This is a genomic window from Oleiharenicola lentus (assembly GCF_051660365.1).
Classification (GTDB): domain Bacteria; phylum Verrucomicrobiota; class Verrucomicrobiia; order Opitutales; family Opitutaceae; genus Lacunisphaera; species Lacunisphaera lenta_A.
Map to the genome: position 1 here is coordinate 1864329 of NZ_JBOZXB010000001.1, position 21063 is coordinate 1885391.

Genomic DNA, 21063 nt, shown 5'->3' on the forward strand with positions numbered 1-21063 from the left:
TCTGAGTAACGCGTGGATCTCATTCGCCGGAAACGCTGACTTCAGTTAGAATTCTGCCTCATTCTATGCGCCTAGCCTCCCACATTCTCTCGACGCTCTTTCTGTTCTCTCTGCTTACTCCCTTCACTCGTGGTTCTGAGACGCCACCGGCTCCGGAAAATTCCGAGCACACGCGTTACGATCGGACCTTGCGCATTGCCGTAACCAAGCCGACGGAGTGGCATTTTCTCAGCGGCAAGCAACAGCGCGCGTCTCGTCACGCCGTTGAATATGAAAACAAGGTTTTGGACATGTATTTGAAGCGTTACGCACGCTCGTCGAGCATCGTCATTTCCAAATATCCCGAACCCTATCGTGGGCAAAATCCCACCGTCATCATCGACCTGCTGCCACTGGGCGAGGAACGTTTGAGCGACAGCCTGCGGGTTTCCGAACTTCACTACACGAACATGCGGCAATTTCTGCGAGGTGAGATCGAAGTGAAGCAATTGCCTGTCCTGACCGAAATCGATGGCAAGAAATTCGGCTACTATCGGGTCGCTTACACTCTCGGCGTGGAAAAATTGCCGCCGTTTAATTTCGATCAGCGTGCTTGGTTTTATTCCCTGCCACTCTCGGCAGTCAGCATTCTCGCGCTCACGCCTCAGTCTGGCGACGATGTCTCGCAGGCAGAGATCGAAGCCATCATGGCGTCCATTCGCTTCAATCCACGCCGTTGAACGACGGCGCTAACCAAGCCAAGACGGCGGCGTGACGAAGCTGTTTATTCGTTTTAGTGAAGTGCAGTGCACCCTCACAGAACGGTTCGCTCAATTCGTTACCCAGCCCATGAGCTGAGTCCAGTAGCCGCTCGCGGTATTGTCCACCTCCAGCGGGACGGAAGCTTTTTCTACGAACTTCGGGTAATGACCGCGGCCTTGGAAAAGAATGGGGCGCGTGCTGCCATCGGGGAGTTTGGCGATGCCGGTGATCTCGTAGTTGGCGGGCGGCAGGTCGTTTAAATGATCGTTGGGATACGTCGCTTTCGGTTTCCATTCGCGCTCGATACTAACCGGCGCGAGTTCACGGCCATCGATGCATTTGCTCAGTGGCGTAAGCGTGAAAATCAATTTCGTGCCTTCAGGCAATACCGTCGGTGCTTGGTTGGTGTCGGACCGCCATGTTTGAAACGTCATCCCGAGACTCAGGCCGTGCCAGTGCGTCGCGTTGTTGGGATTGGGCGGTTGGCCATAGGTCTCGGCGGCACCGGTGACTTTCCACACGAAGTCCTGGACGATGCCGTCCTCGGCGTCCTGGTTTTTATTCCAGAGTTTACCGACGGGTCGGAGCGGCAATGTGAACACGGCGTCGCCGAAACGCACTTTGATCTTCGCGGGGTTGAAGGCGTAGTGACCGGGCGCGAGCTTCTGTTTGAACGCGCCGTTTTTCACCGCGGGTGAATAGCTGAGGCGTTCGCCCGCTTCGCTGACGCCGTAGATGCTGAGGAGGTAATCGTCGACGTCGACCGTGATGGGTTGGCCGTTGTCATGCGTGATGCGCCCGGCGGCGATATTTTTCTGTGGCTTCAACTCCGCAGCGGGAGCGAGGCAAACCAGCGACACGAAAAGCAAACCAAGCAGCGTCTTCATAACGGAGAGGAGAAGTGGGATTGCGCCGATGAAGCGATGCGGCCGCGGAAGAGTCGAGTGTGAAGGCACGAACCAAGAGACACGAATTGCACGGCTTTCACGAAACCCGGGCGCGCTGACTTCAGCGCGTGGGTTCGAGCTTCCTCCGTTCTCGAATGAAGGGCGCTTATGGAAACCGCCCCTACCCGGCCCGCCCGGAGATCGGGCCCTCCCTTACGATCGGTTCGTTCCTGCTTTCCTGATTTCCAGATAAAAACCCCAAGTGCCTATGCCGAATCAGAGGTGAAACACTTTGCCGCCGGCCATGACTTCCTGGCTGGTTTCGTCGAAGGTCACGCGCTGGCCGGTGCGCGTAGCGGCGTTGGCCATGATGCACGCGACAGAATGTTGGTAGCCGGCTTCGACGGGCGCGTTGGGCTCTTTGCGGCTGCGGACGCAGTCCAGCCAGTTGCCCATGTGCGCGAGGGTCATGCTGTCGACGCCCGTGTTGGCGCTCGTCGCGGCCGGGCCGGCGTCGCCTTCGAGATTTTGCGGCGCGAGCAAATTGGCTTTCATGTTCATTGCCTCGGCTTCCTTCGCACGCAGGCCGCCGTTCGGCGTGATCTTGTTGGTGTCGAGGTTGAGTTCGCCCGCGTTGGAATAATAGATCTCCTTGATGCCACCGGCGGAGTTGCTGAAGCGCGACGAGTAGACGACCTGGAAACCTTTTTTCGCAGTCGGGGCTGGCGCGTAATCGAACACCGCCGTGAGCGTGTCGAAATTCGTGCGGCCGTCCTGCCACTGATAAATGCCGCCGTTGGCGGTGACACTGCGCGGGTATTTCAGGCCAGTGAACCAGTGCACGGTGTCGATCTGGTGGCACATCCACTGGCCAGGAATACCGGACGAATACGGCCAGAATAAACGGTATTCGAGATACTTGCGCGGATCCCACGCATCGCTCGGGCGGCCGATGAGGTAACGTTTCCAATCGACGTCGGATTCTTTGAGGCCCGCGACGAGCGCCGGACGGCGCCAGCGGCCGGGTTGATTCACATTCCAACTCATCTCGACGGATACGATGTCGCCGAACTTTCCAGAGCGCAGGTAATCGTGGGCCGCGTGGTAATTTTTTCCGCTGCGGCGTTGCGAGCCGACTTGCACGATGCGGTCGGAACCACGCACGGCTTTCAACGCGGCGCGTGCGTCGACCATCGTCTCGGCAAACGGTTTTTCGATGTAGGCATCGCAACCGGCCTTGATCGCTTCGATGCAATGGTTGGCGTGCTGGAAATCGGCGGTCGCGACGATGACGGCATCGAGCTTCGCCTTCTCATACATCTCCTCATTGTTGCGATACACGGTGATGTCCTGGCCGTATTCTTTTTTGAAAAACGCCACCGCTTCGTCGCGACGCACATTCCACAAATCGGAGACTGCGACGATCTCGGCGTTATACTGCGCGGCGTGGCGCTGGAACGCAGGGATGAGCGTGTCCTTCGCGCGATCCGCGAAGCCGACAAGGCCGACGCGCAATTTGTCATTGGCGCCAACGACGCGGGCGTAAGAACGCGTGGGCAAAAGAATGGAGCCGAGCGCGACACCGGCACTGGCGAGGGAAACGTTTTGGAGAAAATCGCGGCGGTTCATGGGGTAGATCCTGGGATTATTTGAGGTTACGCAGTTTGATGTTCCGAAATTGGACTTCGTTGCCGTGGTCTTGGAGCAGGATATGGCCTTGGGGCAGTTCGCCGAAGTTGGGCCAAATTTTGTATTTGCTCGCGGCGACCAGCGCGCGGAATTCCGGCGTGCCGCGCGTGTAGCTCAACACGAGTTTGCCGTTGAGCCAGTGCTCGATGTTTTTGCCGTCGGAAACAAGCCGCGCGGAATTCCATTCACCGATCGCGTTCGGCTTTTTATCTTTCGAAGCGGTGATGAGATCGTAAAGCGACGCGAGCGTGCGGTTGCCGTCGCGGCCAAGTTTCGCGTCAGGGTGCAACACGTCGTCGAGGAGTTGGTATTCGAGACCGATCGCGGAGCCCTCGCCTTTGTTGATCTCAGGATCGACGTAATATTTCACGCCGCTGTTCGCGCCGGGCGTGAGCCGGAAATCCCATGTCATCTCGAACGCTGAATATTTTTCCGTAGTGATGATATCGCCACCGTTGCCGCTTTCCTTGCCGGTCGCAGCTTCGACGGTCAGGAGGCCGTCTTTCATCGTCCAGCCGCCTTTCGGAAACGCCGGGCCTTTCGCGCTGCGCCAGCCGGCGGACGAATGGCCGTCCCAGAGCAGTTTCCAACCGGCCGCTTTTTCCTGCGGCGTCAGCGTGTTGAGCGCGGCATCGCCGGCGAAAAGTGAAGTCGTGAGCAGCAACAACAGGCAGGAACGCTTAATCATAGAAAGTAAGGGTAAGGACTGACGATGAACGGAATTTCTGGGGGAAGGAGAAACGCCGCGAGGTAAGCTGACAACGACACCGTAGGTAATGCCGTTAACAACGCAAACCACGATGTGATTTCAGCACAGCACCGTGCCAGTGCGCATGAGTGGTTGGTGGGGCGAACCAGTTGGCTAACACGTGCGAGTATTCGGATCGTTCGTGTTTCCTGATTTTCACATTGAACAAAGCGCCTCGGGTCAATCGCTCCACGCTCGAAATGCTCCACACTATAAGGGCGGTTAGAGATAACCGCCCCTACCTCAAATTAACGCAAAAAAAGCCGACCCTTGCGGATCGGCTTTTGAATTTAAACTGTTTCGCGAACTCAGGCTTGGTAAGCGCCGAGCGTGCGGTCGACGGGCTGTTTGCCGAGTCGCGCGAATGACGGGAGGCCGTTGTCGTAAGGAATCGTGACTTCGCCCTGGATGAGCGGGGTCGCGTAGCGGAAGAACTGGAAGTTGAGGCTGACGCCGTCTTCGTTCACCCATTCCGCCGGGAGCTTCTTCAAGTTACCGACGACTTCGGCGAGCGCGGTAAGACCGGTCTCGCAGGTGTAGTTGTCGCCATCGCCACGCACGAGCGTCACGAGGACATCGGTCTCGCCGTTGACGGCGGCTTTCACCGCAGCTTGGCCGACGAGGTAGGCTTCGTCGGAGTCCGTCTTCGAGGACAGATGAGCGGCGGCGCGCTGGGCGACACCGAAGCGGGCCACGCGGGCTTTCGCACCGATCTGGGACTCGACGAGGTCTTTCATGAATTCGCCGACGCCGCCCAATTGGGTTTCGTTGGCGCCTTCGACGGAGACGTAGTTGCCGTCTTTGTCGACGAGGCCTTCGCCCGCGACGACGACGCAGTGTTTCTCGCGCTTCAAGATGCGGCGGACGTCTTCGACGAACTTTTCATTCGTGAACGGGACTTCCGGGAGATAGGTGAGGTGCGGCGGATCGTTCGGCATGTCGCGGCGTTTCGCCAGCGAGGCGCCGGCAGCGAGCCAGCCCGTGTTGCGGCCCATGACTTCGATGATGGTAACGATGTCGCCCTGGCCGGCGGACTCAGCGTCGAGCGAGAGTTCTTTCACGGTGGACGCGATGAATTTCACTGCGCTGCCATAACCGGGGCAGTGATCGGTCGCGGGAAGATCGTTCTCAACAGTCTTCGGAATACCGATGACGCGGAGTTCGTAGCCGGCGGCGGCCGCGGCTTCGCTGATCTTGACGGCGGTCTCTTGCGAGTCGGCGTCACCGATATGGAAATAGTAGCGGATATTGTGCGCCTTGAGGACTTCGATCACGCGGGCGGTATCGGAGTCTTTTTTGAGTTTCGTGCGGCAGGTGCCGAGAGCGGCGCCAGGCGTGTAGCGGAGGCCACGAATGGCTTGCTGGGACTCGGAAGCGAGGTCGACAAAGTCTTCGTTCAGAAGGCCGACGACGCCGTTAAGCGAACCGTAGACTTCTTCGATGCACTCGTTGTTGAGCGCTTCATTCACAACGCCAGCGACGCTCGCGTTAATGACCGCGGTCGGGCCGCCGGATTGGCTAATGAGACAATTACCTACGAGTTCTTCTGCCATGATGTGATGTGGTTTAAAAAGCTGGGAAAGAAACGAACAGAACCGGCAACGAAAGGCCTCGCCCTAGGGGTATGCAACCCAATTCTCCCCATGTGAATAAATGCGGGAAAAGGCCCGATGCGTAACCGAGTTTAGCCTACGCAAGTGAGGCAGGGCCTGCCCTCCGGGCAGGCCGAAGAAGTTACGAAAACTGAAAAGATGCGAAGGGCGGTTAAGGATAACCGTCCCTACCCGCCGACAATTTCAAGCGAACGGCCCGCTCGGAGATCGGGCGCTACCGTCAATGAACTGAAAAGCGATTTAGCTTAAAGCAGCTTTCCCGGACGATACTCCGCGGCGCCTTTCTGTTTTTTTACGATCGGTGCGACCGAGGCGACGAACGCATCCACTTGTTGCGGCGCGGCACCGACGAAGCGCTCGGTTTGCGCGAGGATTTCCTGGAGCTTCTTTTTGCTGAGACCGACGCGCTTGTCGCCTCCGAGGCGGTTGATCATATCCGCTTCGCCGCCGCCGCGGATCGCTTTCGCCGCCGCCAGCGCGTGGAGCTTGATCGCCTCGTGAGCGGTCTCGCGGCCGGCGCCGGCTCTCACCGCTTCCATGAGAATCGTGGTCGTGGCGAGGAACGGCAGGTTGCGCTCGTTTTCCGCCGCAATGACCGCAGTGAACACTTCCATCTGGCGCAGCACGGTGAGAAACGTCTCGAGCAAGCCATCGATCGCGAAAAACGCATCCGGCAACGCCACGCGGCGCACGACCGAGCACGACACATCGCCTTCGTTCCATTGGTGGCCGGCGAGATTCGCGGTCATCGTCACGTAGCCCGCGAGGATCGTCGAGAAACCGCAGATGCGCTCGCAATTCCGCGCGTTAACCTTGTGCGGCATCGCAGACGAGCCGACCTGGCCTTCTTGAAATCCTTCCGTGAGCAATCCCGTGCCTGCCATCAAACGCAACGTGGTCGCGAAACTCGCGGCCGCGCCGCCGACCTGGTGCAGTGCGCTGACCGTGTCGAAATCGAGCGAGCGCGGATACACCTGCCCGACCGCGTTGAACTTCGCCTTGAAGCCGAGGTTTTTCACGATGCGCGTTTCAAGTTTTTCAACTTTCGTCGCGTCGCTACCCAGCAGTGTGAGTTGGTCGAGCTGCGTGCCGACTGCGCCCTTGAGCCCGCGCACGGGATAACGTGCGATCAGTTCGTCCACGCGCGCGTGAGCGATGAGCAATTCCTGGCCGAACATCGCGAAACGTTTGCCGAGGGTCGTGGGTTGCGCGGGAACGTTGTGCGTGCGGCCCGTGAGCATGACGTCGCGAAATTCCCGGGCGCGACCGGCCAGCAAGTTCAACGCCGCCGCAATCTTGAACCGCACGAGTTCAAGCGAGCGAGCCACTTGGAGTTGTTCGACATTCTCCGTCAGGTCGCGACTCGTGAGCCCGAGATGGATGAACTGGTGTTTCGCGAGCTCGGAAAATTCCTCAAGGCGCGCCTTCACGTCGTGGAGCGTAGTGCGTTCGCGTTCGGAGATGCGCGCGAGATTCACGTCATCGCGGACGCGTTCGTAATCCTTGATTGCCTCCGCCGGAATCGCGACCCCGAGATCGCGTTGCGCTTTCATCACCGCGATCCAGAAATCGCGTTCCAATAGAATGCGGCCATGGGCCGACCACGTGGCTTTCATCGCCGCGGAGGCGTAGCGGTCAGCGAGGACGTTGGGGATCGTTTCGGAAGAGGAGGCGGTTTGGCTCACAGCGCCGAACGTTTGAGCCCACGCGAAGTGTTGCCAACGGAAAATCGCGTCAAACCGCGGCGACACGAATTTCCCTTATTCTCCGAATCTCGTCACCTTTGAGAAAATTAGTGGAATTTGTGGAATTCGTGTCTCTGTCTTGTCCCATGTCCGAGTCCCACTCCGTCGAAGGCCACCTCAAGCTCAACGTCGCCGACTACGATAAACTCATCCGTCAACTCGTGCCCGGCTACGCAGCGATGCGGGCAGCGCACATGGAATTGTTAAAAAAATTCCTGCCCACCGATCGTCGCGTCACCGTGCTCGATCTCGGCGGCGGCACGGGCGCGCTGGCCGAAGCCGTCGCAGAAACCCTGCCGTTGGCCGACGTGGAAATCTGGGACATCGACCGCGCCATGCTCGGCGTCGCCCGCGAACGCTGCGCGCGTTTCGGCGACCGGGTGCGCTACGTCGAGCAATCGTTCACGAATCCGCTCACGCCCTGCGACGCCATCGTTGCCTGCATCGCGTTGCATCACGTGAAAGACCTCACGGTCAAAGCCGCGATCTATAAAAACGTTTTCGCCGCGCTCAAACCCGATGGCATTTTCGCCAACGCCGACGTCGCCATCGCCGCCGACGGGAAACTCCGCGACTTCTCGTATCAACAATGGGTCGACGCCATGGGCACCCACGGCATCGACGAACCTCAAGCCAACGCCCACATCGCGAGTTGGGCGCACGAAGATTATTACCCACCGCTTTTCACCGAATTGGAGTTAGTCGCAAAAGCCGGTTTCGCCGCCCCCGAAGTTTTCTGGCGCCAACTCCCCGATGCGATCTTTGGCGGCGTGAAGTGAAGGTAGGGGCGGCTATCCTTTGCCCAGCGACGGCTAGGGCAAACACCGGCGGCCAGCAGGCCGGAACGGCGCTAACCGCTCTCTTAAGAGACACGAATTACACAAATTCCCACGAATTGAGAAATCGTCTCGTGGTAGGGCCCGACCTCCGGGCGGGCCGCTCACGGCACTGATACATCCGAGCCGTTAAGGATAACCGCCCCACCCGCGGCCTTTCCCTCATTCGTGAAATGAGTGAAATTCGTGTCTCCGCCTTTCTCGGCAAGCACGCTCACCCATTCCTCACCTCACGTCGTTAGACACCGCACCGCCATGTCGCGCAGGACGACTTCCTGTTCGTTCGGACGGCGGATGATTTCTTCGAACACGCCGAGAAATTCCTGCTGGTTGTCGATCAACCGGCGCAGCGTTGGCAATTTGCCGGTGCCGACGAGTTTGCCGACATACCACTGGTTTTGCGTGAAAAGATTATACGCGCTCTTCTCGGAATCGCCGCCGAAGTGTTTCGTGTAAGCCGCCTGCGCTTTCGCCCACGCCGCCTTGTCGAATCCATACGGGCCCGGCGCGCGCAACTCGCCGCTGTCGATCAACACGCGGACTTGAATCAGGATGCGGTTGCGATTCTGCAACGCGCTGATGATCGGACGCGCATCGCCGCCCGCAAAAAAATGCCGCTGCAACGCGCCGAGCGTGCCATGCAAATCGCCCGCAAAAAACCGTTCCGCCGATTCGAAAAAATCGCCCTCGGCAAAATTAGGCGTGAGCTCAGCCACGTTGGATTCCTTGATCGTGCCGCCCTCGCCCGCATAGGTGGCGAGTTTGCGCACCTCCTCGGTGAGCAGCCGCGTGTTGGGCCCGATTTTTTGGAGCAACACTTCCACCGCACCCGCTTCGAACGAAACACCCATCGCCTTCGCTTCGGCCAGGGCGACTCCTGCCAACGCCTCGCCGGCCGATTCACCATCGCCGCCCGCCAGCGTGAAATCGCCGTGGGCTTCACACCATTTCGCAAAGGCGCGCCGACGATCCACCGGTGCCGCCGTGATGACCACCGAGACTTCGTCGCTGTTCACTTTTTCGAGCAGCTCCTGCAGCGCCGCGACCTGCTTGAGCGCACCTTCCGAACGACCCGTCACGGTGTCCGCGAGAAAATTGATATCCTTGAACCACACCACGCGTTTGCCGCCAAACATCGCCACGGTCTGCACGGAATCGCGGAAACGATTTACTGCCGTTTCCACTTCGTCCACGTTCGCCGCGAAGCCGTTGATGATCTCGCGCGAGTATTCGTCCGCACCCGCTTCCTTCGCCAATTCCTCAAACCGTTCCTTGCCGATCCGGTTGACGATGAAGTCGTCCGGTCCGCAGATGAACGTGAAGGATTTGGTGGCCGCAGGCATGTTCCGTCGAAACTGAGCACCCATCGCGCCGCGCTGGCAAGCGCGGGCTTAATCGCCACCGCACCCGCCACAGCCGCTTCCACATCCGCCACCGCCGCAACTACTGCCACAACTCGATTCAACCCCAAAAGTCGCGGCAGAAGCAGTCGGGCCGAGATAGGTTTGCAAGTGCCCCAATTGATAAAGCGGAAGAATGCTCAGACCATACAGGCTGATGGCAGAACCCAGCGGCAACGGTGCTCCTGTTCGCTGGCGGGAGTCCGGTCTCCGCGCAGCGAAATTTTTGCGCAGTGCACGCAAGGTGGCCCCGCCGCGGCCACTGCGCCGGGAGTTTTTCCAAGAGAGGAAGAGCAACGTGGTTACAATCCACGCAATCACCGTAAGGATGACCAAAAGCGCCACCGGTCGGTCTCGCACAATTCCAACGGCGACTTTGATCGACCCCACCACGGAGACCAACCCGAGAATCGCGATCGCCACCTTGTTCGCAAAATCCGTGTCTGGAGAAAACAAGCCCTTTTCCAGCAGCCGGGTCGCGATGCGTTCGAACACGGGTTGCATGGTTTCGCGCACGGAATCGAACGAGGCGTAGCCGTCGTTTTCAGGCACGCTATCCCACACCAATAATTCCACATCATGAGAACTTGGCGGAGGCGGCGTGGGCGAACGTTTGATCTGCAGCGAATCTCGCGCATTCAGCACCACGGCGTTTTTATCATACAGCATGACCAGCGCCGTGTGAATCACCCGCGGACCTCCCCCAGCCAGATAAGCGATCTCATAAATATCCTGAAGGTCCGTATTATCAGCGTCTCCATGCGGTCCACAGAGATAATACCGCAACGTCACCGAGCCGACCAGCCCGCCCACCAGCATCCACAAATACAGGTGCAAAAATCCCGTCCCGGTTAACTCGAAAATATTAACCTGACCCGGCTGGCAGCCCGCCAACCCCAGAGCACCGGCGCCCAACACGGCGAAGGCTGCCGCAAGCCCGGCCAGTTTTTTGGGGAAAACCCAGTAAGCGGAAAGATCTACCCAACGCTGGCTGATCAGCCGGGCCGCCGGCTGGTTCTCTGCCGAGGGCCAGATGTCCACGGGCGGCGTTGCGCCGAAGAACTTTTCATAACTCGCCAGCGTGCGAGCATACATGGCCGCGAACCGTTGGGTTTCCTCGCGTCCTCCTTTGGTGGGTCGATGGTGCAGTCTTCTTTCCAACACCCGGCCGCAGAGCTCCTGCCAATAAGATTCCGTGTAAGTGAGGTGCAGATGCCAGACTTGATCTACACTTTCGGAAGGAGAAACGGGGTGGCCAGCCTCAATCGCCAGAAAAACGAAGCGCTTATATTCGTCGATTGCGCGCAGCGCGTGGCGATGACTCCAGCCATTTTCCCGCGCAAGCCGGTGACTAAATTTCAAGACAGACGCAGGGTCGTCTAATTCGAAAGTAACGAGTTTAGCCCATAACTCTCGCTGCTTCTCGCTAAAATGCGCGTGGTGCACGCAGCGAGAAACTCGATTTCAATTCCAGCCGCCACTCAATTTTAACAACGCCGCATCCAACTCAATTCACAATCGAAGTCGCCGCGCGGATCGAATCCTTCACCACTTCGCGGCGGAGCCAGTCGATCGCGGCGGTGACCGCGCGTTCCTTCACGGCGCAACGCGGGCCGGGGATGCTGAGTTTTTTTGACCAGTCGCCACCGGGCGCATGCATGCCGATAAAAATCGTGCCGACGGGATTTTCGCCCGGGCCGCCATTCGTCGGGCCGGCGAATCCGGTGATCGCGATGCCGTAATCGGAACTCAGTCGTTCGGCCACGCCCGCCGCCATCGCGACCGCGCACTCTTCGCTGACCGCGCCGTGTTGCGCCAGCAGGCACTCGGGGCAATCGAGCAGCAGCATCTTGGAGTCGTTGCTGTAGCTCACGATGCCGCCCTGGAAAAACTTCGAGGCCCCGCACACATCCGTAAACGAGTTCGCGAGCAGTCCGCCCGTGCACGATTCCGCGACGGCGAGCGAACGGCCTTGGACGCGCAACATGTCACCGACCACCTTCACCATTTTGTCGTGCCCGAAACACACAAAATCCTCACCCAGCATCGTGACGCATTCATCCGCCAGTGCGCGCAAGGCGACCATGTCGTAGCGTTTGTCCGGCGAGCTGATGCGGCAATCCACCTGCCCGAGGTGCGCGCAAAACGCGATGCCGAGCCCCGGAAAACGATCGAACAGCGGCTGGAATTTCGTCTCGAGCGCCGACTCGCCCACGCCCGCCGTGCGAATCTGGATGTAAGCTTCGCTTTCCGAAAGCAGCCCGAGTTTTGCGAGGCGCGGGATCACTTGCTCCGTAAACATCGGCCGCAATTCATTCGGCGGTCCCGGCAACATGATGAGCACGCGGCCTTCCTGTTCCACCCACAAGCCCGGCGCGGTGCCGTTGGCGTTGGGCAGCACTTCGCCATGTTCGAAGCGGTAGGCCTGCTTTAAATTATTCGCGGTCGGTTTGCGGTTGGAACGCGCAAATCGTGCCGTGATCGCCGCCTCAATCGTCTCATCGAAGACCAGGCGTTGCCCCAAAATCGTCGCCAACACTTCGCGGGTGCGGTCGTCGCACGTCGGCCCGAGTCCGCCCGTCGTAATAATGATGTCGGCCTTGTTCCAGCTCTCGCGAAACTGTTCGGCAATGGCGTCGGCCTCGTCGGTGATCGTGACATTGCGCTGGAGCAACACGCCGCGGCGCCCGAGTTCGGAGCCGATCCAGGTGAGGTGACCGTTCGCCGTTAAGCCGAGCAACAACTCATCGCCGAGCGTGAGCAGTTCGTAGCGGGGGGCGGCAGCGGGCGCGCGCGTGGTGGACGTGTCGTGATTGGCCATATCAGGGTGTGCCTTCCGACCCTACCTTGTTTTTTCGAAAATGCCAGCCGCTGGAAATGTCGCCGCTTTAAAGCCACCAAGTCGGCGAGACACGAATTTCACCAATTGTCACGAATCCCGGAGTTGGAAATTCGTGCACATTCGTGAAATTCGTGTCGCTTCCCGCATTTCAGAACCGTTGAAAAACCCTCACGACGGATTCGACGCTTTGATTTTATTGTGCATTTTCGGGCCTCTCCGTGGCCCTTCACCCCGACAGTCTCCTCGAAAAAGTCCGCGCCCTGCCGGACAAGCCGGGCGTTTACATGATGAAAGACCGCCTTGGTCGCATCATCTACGTCGGCAAGGCTAACAGCTTAAAAAAACGCGTCTCTTCCTACTTCCAAGCCGGTCGCACGCGCGCGCTGCGCCATCAGCCGAAAATCCGGACACTGATCGAGATGATCGCCGACCTCGAAACCATCGAGGTCAAATCCGAGCCCGAAGCTTTGCTGCTCGAAGGCAAACTCATCAAACAGTGGCGCCCGCGCTACAACACCGACTTCACCGACGACAAACGCTTCCTGCTCGTCCGCCTCGACATGGACGCCGCGCTCCCGCGTTTCGTGCTGACGCGCTTTAAGAAGGACACCCGCTCGCGCTATTTCGGACCGTTCGCGCATTCGGGGTTGTTGAGAAAAACCCTCGCAACGATGCGCGCGAAATTCGGCGTGTTGCTTGGCGATTCTTCGCCGAAAAAAATCTCCGACGACACCTGGCAGCTTTACGACGACGTCCGCAGCGAACTCTACGGCTGGCCCAACACCGTCACGACTGCCGAGTATCGCGAACGCATCACGCTCGCCGCGGATTTCCTCGATGGCAAAAGCCGTGAATGGCTTTCCAGCCTCCGGGCCGAAATGGTCGTGCGCGCCGGAAAACAGGAGTTCGAGAAAGCCGCCGAACTCCGCGACATCGTGCTCGCGCTCGAACGCACGCTCGCGCCGACGCGCAAATTCAGCCGCGAAGTCGTGCAGCTGCAGCCCGATCAAACCGCGCTCCACGCCCTGCAAGTCGCGCTCAACCTGCCCACGCTGCCGGTGCATCTGGAGTGTTTCGACATCTCGCACATCTCCGGCACGTTCGTCGTCGCGTCGATGGTGCACTTCACGAACGGCCGGCCCGATAAAAATAATTACCGCCGTTTCTCGATCAAAAGTTTCGTCGGCAACGACGACTTCCGCGCGATGGAAGAAGTCGTTGGCCGCCGTTATCGCCGCCTGATCGAAGAACAAAAAACATTTCCCGATCTCGTCGTCATCGACGGCGGACGCGGCCAGATTGCGGCCGCGTTGAAAGCATTTCTCGCGCTCGATTGCCCGCCGCCTCCGATGATCGGCCTCGCGAAGAAAATGGAAACGATCATTTTCCACGACGAGCGCCCGCCGTTGAATCTCCCGCTCAACGACCCCGCGTTGAACTTGCTGCAACGCCTGCGCGACGAAGCGCATCGCTTCGCGAACACCTACAACGCCGACCTCCGCTCGAAAAAAATCAAGGAAAGTATCCTCGACGATTTTCTCGGCCTCGGCCCAAAACGCAAAAAACTACTGCTCGACCAATTCGGCTCCATCGAACGCTTGCGCGCCGCCAGCATCGATGAGATCGCGCAAGTCTCCGGCTTCGGCGGAAAAATTGCCGCCGATCTGCACGCCTTCCTCCACGGTGCGAAAACAAACGATGCTCCTGTGGCGCAGCCGGATTCAGAACGCCCGCCGAGCACGCCTTGAGGTAGAGGCGGTTATCCCTAACCGCCCTGCTAGACGCCCGCATCCCCAAGGGCCGTTAAAGATAACGGCCCCTACCTCGATACAAACGGTAGGACCCGACCTCCGAGCGGGCCGATGTTCGAACGCGAACTCATTTCCTGCGGCCTGCCTGGAGGTCGGGCCCTACCACGCAGCCCACGGCTTTAGTTCAACCGCACGATCGCTGCATTCAACGCCGTCGCGAAACTCACCCATAGTAAATAAGGTAGCCACAACACGCCCGCGACCCGATCAGTTTTCCAGAGTGCGCATTGCAACCAGACGAGCATCAGCCAGAGCACAACGATATCAACGAGCGCCCACGTCGGTTGCTTGAGCCCGAAGAACAACACCGACCACAGTGCATTGAAAATCAGGTGAACGAAATACACTTTCAACAGCGTGCGCACACCGGTTACGCCCGGTTCAAGACACCGCCGCCACGCCCGCCACACGGCAATACCCATTAACACGTAGAGCGTGGTCCACATTGGGCCGAAAATCCAATTGGGCGGATTCCACGTCGGTTTATTTAAGGTCGGATACCATGCGCGCACGCTGGGAAAAGTCGCCCACGAACCGATCGCGCCAGAGATCAAGGCCGCACCGATGAAAATAACCAGCATGCCCCACCCGCGTTTCGACTGTGTTGTTTTCATAAAACTTAAAATGCGTCAGCTTTTCAATCTGACGAACGACGCGAACCAGCGTTCCGGCAGTAACCAACGAATAAATAAAAATACTTTAGCGTGCATCGGGCCGCTGTAGCGCGGGGCGGGGTTGTCGGCGGAAAGCGCTTTTTCGACGAGCTTCGCGATGTCGTCGGGCAAACCAGCCAGTTTGCGCACTTTCAAATATTCCGTGCGAAACCCCGCGACATACGGCGCATAAGGTCCGGTATCCGTCGTGAAGTCGCTCGACACTTGATTCGCCACATCGATGAACTCCGTAGAAATCAGCCCGGGCCGAATTAACGCCACGCGCACGCCAAATGGTTTCATTTCACCGCGCAATCCATCCGTGATCGCTTCGAGTGCGTGCTTGGTCGAGTCGTAGATCGACGACATCGGGCGCGCGATTTTTCCCGCGACCGAACCGATGTTGATGATGCAACCTGCACGGCGCTCGCGCATGCGCGGAATCACGAGTTGCGTCAGCGCGATGAGCGAGAAAATGTTCGTTTCGTAATTTTTTCGAATCGCCTCGACGGACACCAACTCCACCGGCCCGCGCGTGCCGTAACCGGCATTGTTCACCAGCACGTCGATGCGGCCAAATTTCTCCAACGTCGCCGCGACCAGCGCTCGCCGATCCGCGTCACTCGTCACGTCGCCCGCCACCGCCAACGCCCGTGCGCCCGTGGCATCGAGTTCGCGCGCCAACGTTTCCAGACGATCCAGGCGCCGTCCGGCGATCACCACCTGCGCGCCTGCCCGCGCCAACCGCCGCGCGGTCGCCTCGCCGATCCCCGCCGAAGCGCCTGTAATAATGACGACCTGCCCGGAAATTTGCCGCATGACATGAGTCTCGCCGAAGGTTCACCGAAGCCGCCAGCGAGAAACTGATTTTCTTTATCCGTGTTTATCCGTGAAATCCGTGGTCAACTCAAACGCTCGTTTGCCCCGACCCATGCCTGCACCGCTCACCCTCCTCGTCGACAACGGTTCCCTTGAACCGGCGGCGACGCTTGGGTTGCGCGAATTAGCGTCGCAGCTCGCGGCCAAACTTGGCGAGCCGGTCGAACCCGTTTCACTGCTGCACTCTTCGGCAATCGCACCGGAACGGATCGGCGGCACGCCTGCGGAGATTCTTTTTCCCGCGCTCGAAAAACGTGTCGCAACGGGCATCCACGATTTTCTCGTGCTCCCGCTTTTCTTCGGGCCCAGCGGTGCGTTGACGGGTTACTTGCCGGAAAATCTCGCGCGCCTGAAAGCGAAACATCCGGCCTTGAATGTCCGCCTCGCGCCGCACTTGCATCGCGCAGACGACAACCGTCTTGCTCGCATCATCGCCGATCATGTGCGCGCGGAAATCGTTTCGCCCAACGATCGCGTGGCGCTCGTCGACCACGGCAGTCCAGTCGCCGCAGTCACGGAAGTGCGCAACGCACTCGCGCAACAAGTCGCCGCGTTACTTGGCAACACAGTCGCTGCGATCGCCCCATGCAGCATGGAACGCCGCCCCGCGCCCGAATACGATTTCTGCAAACCGCTGCTTACGGATCTGCTCGCAACGGCGCCGTGGAACGAAAGCCGCGTGATCGTCGCGATGCAGTTTTTGTTGCCCGGCCGTCACGCTGGCCGCGAAGGCGACGTCGCGGAAATCTGCCGCGCCGCCGAGATCAAGCACGCGCAACTGCGCACTCAAATGACACGTCTGGTCGCGGAGCACCCGCTGCTCATCCAGATCCTCGCGGATCGTTGGGGCGCAGCGCGCTAAACCCGATGACACGTATTACGTGTCATTCGACGTTGCCGCCTGCGCGACCAACCTCGGCAGTTCACTCGCGAAGCTCGACAGCCGCACCACCTCGCCGACGACGACCAGCGCGGCCTGGCCAGTAATCTGCGCCGCGAGCTTTTCAGCGTTAGCCAGCGTTCCGATCAGCACTTTTTGCGTGGGCAACGTCGCTTCGCACACCAGCGCGAGTGGCGTCTCGGCACTCAAACCGTGGCCGATCAGGTTACCCGCGATCTCCGGCAGCCGACGCACACCCATATAGAAGCACAACGTCGCCCGCAGTTTCGCCAGAGCGCCCCAATCGAGCGCGGAGGTGTTCGCCGCACATTGGTGGCCCGTCACAAAAACGACCGCCGATGAGTAATCGCGATGCGTCAGCGGCAATTCCGCGACAGCACTCGACGCAGTCGCGGCGGTGACGCCCGGCACAATTTCAAACGGAATGCCCGCTTCTCGCAGCGCTTCGATTTCTTCGCCGGCGCGACCAAAAATCATCGGGTCGCCACCCTTTAATCGCACGACTTTGCGTCCAGCTTGGCCGAGTTTTACCAGCAACTCGTTGATCTCGGGCTGCGACGCACTGTGGCTGCCGGCACGCTTGCCCACGGAATGGAATTCGCAGCCTGCAGGGCAAAATTTGAGCAAGTCGCGGCCCGCCAGATCGTCATGCACCACCACCTCCGCGCGCTCCAAAAGCCGCAGCCCACGGACCGTAATTAAGTCCGCCGCTCCAGGCCCTGCTCCAACGAGCCATACAAAACCTGTTGATGATGAGTTATTTAATTTATACATGACTTCTTTAGTCAGTATGACATTTTTTAAATTTTACCCAAAGCGCTCTTTGTGCAACAGTTCTCCGCGTCATGTCCGAATCCCCAGCACTCACCGCCGCCGTCCCCACGGTCTCCAAAAACGAAATCCTCAAGCAGAACGATCCCACGTTGAGTGGCGCCATCGCGGCCACGCTGGCCGATCCGACGCTGGATCACTTTTCCGCCGACGATGAGCAGTTCCTGAAATTCCACGGCTCCTATCAACAGGACGACCGCGATCTGCGCAAGACAGGCAAAAAATACATCATGATGATCCGCGGGCGCATCCCGGGCGGCGTCATGACCTCGTCACAGTGGATCACCTTCGACGACCTCGCCACGCAATACGGCAACAACACGCTCCGCGTCACCACGCGCCAGAGCATCCAGTTCCACGGCGTCGTGATTTCCGGCCTGCGCCCGCTTGTCGCGAAGATCAACGAATCGCTCCTCTCCACGCTCGCGGCGTGCGGCGACGTGAATCGCAATATCACCGTCTCGCCCACGCCGGCTTACACGAAGGCCCGCGAAGCCGTTTTTGCGGACAGCTTGAAAGTCTGTGAAGCGCTCGCGCCGCAAACCCCGTCGTATCACTCCATCTGGATCGACGGCACACAGCTCAAGCTCGACGAGCCCGCGGTGAAAAACTTTGTCGATCCTCTTTACGGCCAGACTTACCTGCCGCGTAAATTTAAAGCCTCATTCGTCATCCCACCGGTGAACGACATGGACGTCTTCACCAACGATCTCGGTTTCATCGCCGTCGTCGAAGGCGACACGCTCCTCGGCTATAACCTCGCCGTCGGTGGCGGCCTCGGCCGCTCGCACGGCAACGTGCAAACGTATCCGCGCGTCGCCGACGTCATTGGTTTCCTCACGCCCGACCAAGTCGTCGAAGTGTCGAAAGCCGTGCTCACGATTCACCGTGATTTCGGCGACCGCACGAACCGGAAACACGCGCGCCTCAAATACGTCGTCGAAGAAAAAGGCGCCGCGTGGATGCTCGAGGAAGTTAACCGCCGGATCAGTAAACCGCTCACCGGCGTGCGCCGCTACGAATTCACCACCACGGGCGATGTCTATGGCTGGAACCGCGACGTTTACGGAAAACTCTTCCTTACGCTCTTCGTCGAGATGGGCCGCATCAAAGACGTCGCCGGCCACGCGCAAAAAACCGCGCTGCGCCAGGTCGCGGAAAAATTCCCGCACGTCGAATTCCGCCTCTCCGCCAACCAGAACGTTATCCTCGCGAACATTCCCGAAAGCGACCGCGCCGCGATTTCGCAGTTGCTCGCTTCGCACGGCGTAAAGGTCGACAACCAAGCCTCGATCCTGCTCGCCGCGTCGATGGCCTGCCCGTCGATGCCGACGTGCGGTCTCGGTCTCGCTGAATCCGAGCGCTGGCTCCCAGGCATGATTTCCCGTCTTGAGAAACTCGGCGGCGAACTTGGCCTCGGCGGTGAAGAAATCATCGTCCGTTCCACGGGTTGCCCGAACGGTTGCGCGCGTCCTTACATGGCGGAAATCGCCTTCGTCGGCAAAGCGCCCGGCCGCTACCAACTTTGGCTCGGCGGCAACGCGTCCGGCACGCGCCTCAACAAAGTTTATCGCGACACCGTGAAGGACGCCGACATCGAGAACGAACTGCGCCCCGTGTTGCTCCGTTGGAAAAACGAACGCGCCACCGGCGAACGCTTTGGCGATTTTTGCACGCGCGTCGTCTTACCCGAAGCCATCGCCGCACAAGCCGCTGCTGCGGCCGCCAAGCCGGCGAGCGATGCCACCGCCACTCCGCCCGCTTCAAACTAAGTCATGGCCACGCCCACTTCTGCCGACCTCGCCCGCTGGAACTCCGAACTCCGCAGCCAATCGCCGCTCGAAATCGTCCGCTGGGCGCTCGCCCAAGCTCCCGGCCGCGCGCTCGTCTCGACCAATTTTCGTCCTTACGAAGCCGCGATCCTGCACGTCGCCACGCAAGCGTTGCCCGACATTCCGGTGCTGTGGGTCGACCACGGCTACAATCGCCCCGCGACTTACAAACACGCCGAAGCCCTGCGCGCGCAACTCGGGTTAAACATTAAACCGTTTCTCCCGCGCGTGACGCCTGCGCATCGCGACGCGATCCACGGCCCGATTCCGACGACGGAAGATGAAGCCGGACTGAAGCAATTCAGTGCCGTGATGAAACTCGAGCCCTTCCAACGCGGCATGCGCGAACTCGCGCCGACCGTGTGGATCACCGCGTTGCGCAAAGTGCAAAACCCGAACCGCGCCGGCCTCGACATCGTGTCGCTCGACGGAAATTTCGGCGCGTTGAAAGTGAGCCCGTTCTTTTACGCCACCGACCCCGAACTCGACTCGTATCTCGCGAAGCACCACTTGCCGAACGAGTGGGATTATTTCGACCCGGCCAAAGCCGACGAAAAACGCGAATGCGGCCTCCACGCCGCCTGGGGCGGGAAGGCAGCCGCGGGCGCGGCGGAAATTGGAGCTGGGAGATAGGAGATGGGAATAACCCACCGACCTATCGCCAGAACCGCGCCGGCACACCCCTATCTCCCATCCTCCATCTCCCAAATTACGAACCTCGTGAGTAATTTCCAACTCGACCACCTGCAGCATCTCGAAACCGAGGCGATTCACATCATGCGTGAAGTCGCCGGCGAATTCGAGCGCCCTGCGCTCCTCTTTTCCGGCGGCAAGGATTCCATCTGTTTGCTCCGCCTCGCCGAAAAAGCCTTTCGTCCGTCGGACATCCCGATGCCGTTTCTCAACGTCGAAACTGGCCACGAATTTCCCGAACTCATCTCGTTTCGCGACCGTCGCGCCGCCCAACTCGGCGCGAAGTTAATCGTCCGCACCGTCGACCAGGCCCTCGCCAATGGCACCGCGGTCCAGGCGCCTGGCGAAGTGTCGCGCAACAAATTGCAAATTCCCGTGCTGCTCGGCGCAATTGAGGAATTTCGTTTCGACTGCGCCATCGGTGGCGCGCGTCGCGACGAAGAGAAAGCGCGCGCGAAGGAACGTTTCTTCAGTTTCCGCGACGCGTTCGGCCAATGGGATCCGAAAAACCAGCGCCCGGAAATCTGGAATCTCTACAACGGCCGCCTCAACACCGGTGAGAACATGCGCGTGTTTCCGCTCTCGAACTGGACCGAGATGGACGTGTGGGAATACATCAAGCGCGAGAAACTCGAAGTGCCTTCCATTTATTTCAGCCACAAGCGTCGCTGCGTGCGCCGCGGCGGCCAGTGGTTGCCGGTGAACGATCTGTTGCCACCGAAGCCGCGTGAAGAAGTCCGCGAAATGATCGTCCGCGTGCGCACCATCGGCGACATCATTACGACCGGCATGGTCGAATCGCCCGCTGAAACCATCGACGACATCATCGCCGAAGTCGCCGCCGCGCGCGTGACCGAACGCGGTTCCCGCGCCGACGACAAAGCCTCCGAAGCCGCCATGGAAGACCGGAAGAAAGCCGGATATTTCTGATGAGCGCCAACCAACAACCAAGTTCTCCATCC

Annotated in this window: 18 protein-coding genes; 7 read left to right on the forward strand and 11 right to left on the reverse strand. The window is 59.5% G+C overall.

The annotated features are described in order from the left end of the window. Positions 1-65: 65 nt before the first annotated feature. Positions 66-719, forward strand: coding sequence for a hypothetical protein (locus tag ACRRQW_RS06825; RefSeq protein ID WP_438480522.1), 654 nt, complete (start codon positions 66-68; stop codon positions 717-719). Between the two features lie 90 nt (positions 720-809). Here ACRRQW_RS06825 and ACRRQW_RS06830 read toward each other — a convergent pair whose 3' ends face one another. From ACRRQW_RS06830 to purB, 5 genes are all read right to left on the reverse strand, one after another. Next, on the reverse strand, positions 810-1628 hold the full coding sequence (locus tag ACRRQW_RS06830) for a hypothetical protein (protein ID WP_438480523.1): 819 nt from the start codon (positions 1626-1628) through the stop codon (positions 810-812). 276 nt (positions 1629-1904) lie between these two features. After that, a complete protein-coding gene (locus ACRRQW_RS06835) occupies positions 1905-3257 on the reverse strand; it encodes a Gfo/Idh/MocA family protein (RefSeq protein WP_438480524.1) in 1353 nt (450 codons plus the stop codon). A 16-nt stretch (positions 3258-3273) separates the two neighbouring features. Next, complete coding sequence (locus tag ACRRQW_RS06840; protein ID WP_438480525.1) at positions 3274-4005, reverse strand: 3-keto-disaccharide hydrolase; 732 nt, start codon at positions 4003-4005, stop codon at positions 3274-3276. A 368-nt stretch (positions 4006-4373) separates the two neighbouring features. Beyond that, positions 4374-5618 (reverse strand): 6-phosphofructokinase, encoded by a 1245-nt coding sequence (locus ACRRQW_RS06845; protein ID WP_438480526.1) that lies wholly within the window; start codon positions 5616-5618, stop codon positions 4374-4376. A 305-nt stretch (positions 5619-5923) separates the two neighbouring features. Then, a complete protein-coding gene (gene purB, locus ACRRQW_RS06850) occupies positions 5924-7363 on the reverse strand; it encodes an adenylosuccinate lyase (protein WP_438480527.1) in 1440 nt (479 codons plus the stop codon). A 146-nt stretch (positions 7364-7509) separates the two neighbouring features. Here purB and ACRRQW_RS06855 point away from each other — a divergent pair, with 146 nt between their 5' ends. Continuing rightward, complete coding sequence (locus ACRRQW_RS06855) at positions 7510-8202, forward strand: class I SAM-dependent methyltransferase (protein ID WP_438480528.1); 693 nt, start codon at positions 7510-7512, stop codon at positions 8200-8202. Between the two features lie 287 nt (positions 8203-8489). On the opposite strand, the gene holA is transcribed toward ACRRQW_RS06855, so the two are convergent. The 3 genes from holA to ACRRQW_RS06870 form a co-directional block, all read right to left on the reverse strand. Beyond that, positions 8490-9602 (reverse strand): DNA polymerase III subunit delta, encoded by a 1113-nt coding sequence (holA, locus tag ACRRQW_RS06860; protein WP_438480529.1) that lies wholly within the window; start codon positions 9600-9602, stop codon positions 8490-8492. Between the two features lie 48 nt (positions 9603-9650). Further along, positions 9651-11021, reverse strand: a complete 1371-nt coding sequence (locus tag ACRRQW_RS06865) for a TIGR04222 domain-containing membrane protein (RefSeq protein ID WP_438480530.1) — start codon at positions 11019-11021, stop codon at positions 9651-9653. A gap of 145 nt (positions 11022-11166) precedes the next feature. Beyond that, positions 11167-12480, reverse strand: a complete 1314-nt coding sequence (locus tag ACRRQW_RS06870; protein ID WP_438480531.1) for a CinA family nicotinamide mononucleotide deamidase-related protein — start codon at positions 12478-12480, stop codon at positions 11167-11169. 239 nt (positions 12481-12719) lie between these two features. Here ACRRQW_RS06870 and ACRRQW_RS06875 point away from each other — a divergent pair, with 239 nt between their 5' ends. Then, positions 12720-14249 (forward strand): excinuclease ABC subunit UvrC, encoded by a 1530-nt coding sequence (locus ACRRQW_RS06875; protein WP_438480532.1) that lies wholly within the window; start codon positions 12720-12722, stop codon positions 14247-14249. A gap of 182 nt (positions 14250-14431) precedes the next feature. On the opposite strand, the gene ACRRQW_RS06880 is transcribed toward ACRRQW_RS06875, so the two are convergent. Next, the gene (locus tag ACRRQW_RS06880) at positions 14432-14926 is read right to left on the reverse strand and encodes a TspO/MBR family protein (RefSeq protein ID WP_438480533.1); all 495 of its coding nucleotides are present in this window, start codon (positions 14924-14926) and stop codon (positions 14432-14434) included. 15 nt (positions 14927-14941) lie between these two features. Further along, complete coding sequence (locus ACRRQW_RS06885) at positions 14942-15784, reverse strand: SDR family NAD(P)-dependent oxidoreductase (protein ID WP_438480534.1); 843 nt, start codon at positions 15782-15784, stop codon at positions 14942-14944. 112 nt (positions 15785-15896) lie between these two features. Here ACRRQW_RS06885 and ACRRQW_RS06890 point away from each other — a divergent pair, with 112 nt between their 5' ends. Beyond that, positions 15897-16706, forward strand: coding sequence for a sirohydrochlorin chelatase (locus ACRRQW_RS06890; RefSeq protein WP_438480535.1), 810 nt, complete (start codon positions 15897-15899; stop codon positions 16704-16706). Positions 16707-16721: 15 nt separating this feature from the next. Here the strand turns inward: ACRRQW_RS06890 and cobA are convergent, their stop codons facing one another. Further along, positions 16722-17519 (reverse strand): uroporphyrinogen-III C-methyltransferase, encoded by a 798-nt coding sequence (gene cobA / locus ACRRQW_RS06895; RefSeq protein ID WP_438480536.1) that lies wholly within the window; start codon positions 17517-17519, stop codon positions 16722-16724. Positions 17520-17590: 71 nt separating this feature from the next. Between cobA and ACRRQW_RS06900 the strand changes: the two genes are divergently transcribed. The 3 genes from ACRRQW_RS06900 to cysD all read left to right on the forward strand — a co-directional run bounded on the left by ACRRQW_RS06900 (position 17591) and on the right by cysD (position 21031). Continuing rightward, complete coding sequence (locus ACRRQW_RS06900) at positions 17591-19348, forward strand: NADPH-dependent assimilatory sulfite reductase hemoprotein subunit (protein WP_438480537.1); 1758 nt, start codon at positions 17591-17593, stop codon at positions 19346-19348. Between the two features lie 3 nt (positions 19349-19351). Beyond that, positions 19352-20041, forward strand: coding sequence for a phosphoadenosine phosphosulfate reductase domain-containing protein (locus ACRRQW_RS06905; protein ID WP_438480538.1), 690 nt, complete (start codon positions 19352-19354; stop codon positions 20039-20041). Positions 20042-20128: 87 nt separating this feature from the next. After that, a complete protein-coding gene (cysD, locus tag ACRRQW_RS06910) occupies positions 20129-21031 on the forward strand; it encodes a sulfate adenylyltransferase subunit CysD (RefSeq protein WP_438480539.1) in 903 nt (300 codons plus the stop codon). Positions 21032-21063 lie beyond the last annotated feature (32 nt).

Coding starts and splice junctions, on each gene's coding strand:
- ACRRQW_RS06880 (WP_438480533.1), bottom strand. CDS start 14,926: ATGAAAACAACACAGTCGAAACGCGGGTGGGGCATGCTGGTTATTTTC.
- holA (WP_438480529.1), bottom strand. CDS start 9,602: ATGCCTGCGGCCACCAAATCCTTCACGTTCATCTGCGGACCGGACGAC.
- ACRRQW_RS06825 (WP_438480522.1), top strand. CDS start 66: ATGCGCCTAGCCTCCCACATTCTCTCGACGCTCTTTCTGTTCTCTCTG.
- ACRRQW_RS06885 (WP_438480534.1), bottom strand. CDS start 15,784: ATGCGGCAAATTTCCGGGCAGGTCGTCATTATTACAGGCGCTTCGGCG.
- ACRRQW_RS06900 (WP_438480537.1), top strand. CDS start 17,591: ATGTCCGAATCCCCAGCACTCACCGCCGCCGTCCCCACGGTCTCCAAA.
- ACRRQW_RS06855 (WP_438480528.1), top strand. CDS start 7,510: ATGTCCGAGTCCCACTCCGTCGAAGGCCACCTCAAGCTCAACGTCGCC.
- ACRRQW_RS06835 (WP_438480524.1), bottom strand. CDS start 3,257: ATGAACCGCCGCGATTTTCTCCAAAACGTTTCCCTCGCCAGTGCCGGT.
- ACRRQW_RS06905 (WP_438480538.1), top strand. CDS start 19,352: ATGGCCACGCCCACTTCTGCCGACCTCGCCCGCTGGAACTCCGAACTC.
- ACRRQW_RS06840 (WP_438480525.1), bottom strand. CDS start 4,005: ATGATTAAGCGTTCCTGCCTGTTGTTGCTGCTCACGACTTCACTTTTC.
- ACRRQW_RS06870 (WP_438480531.1), bottom strand. CDS start 12,480: ATGGCCAATCACGACACGTCCACCACGCGCGCGCCCGCTGCCGCCCCC.
- ACRRQW_RS06845 (WP_438480526.1), bottom strand. CDS start 5,618: ATGGCAGAAGAACTCGTAGGTAATTGTCTCATTAGCCAATCCGGCGGC.
- ACRRQW_RS06890 (WP_438480535.1), top strand. CDS start 15,897: ATGCCTGCACCGCTCACCCTCCTCGTCGACAACGGTTCCCTTGAACCG.
- cobA (WP_438480536.1), bottom strand. CDS start 17,519: ATGTATAAATTAAATAACTCATCATCAACAGGTTTTGTATGGCTCGTT.
- ACRRQW_RS06830 (WP_438480523.1), bottom strand. CDS start 1,628: ATGAAGACGCTGCTTGGTTTGCTTTTCGTGTCGCTGGTTTGCCTCGCT.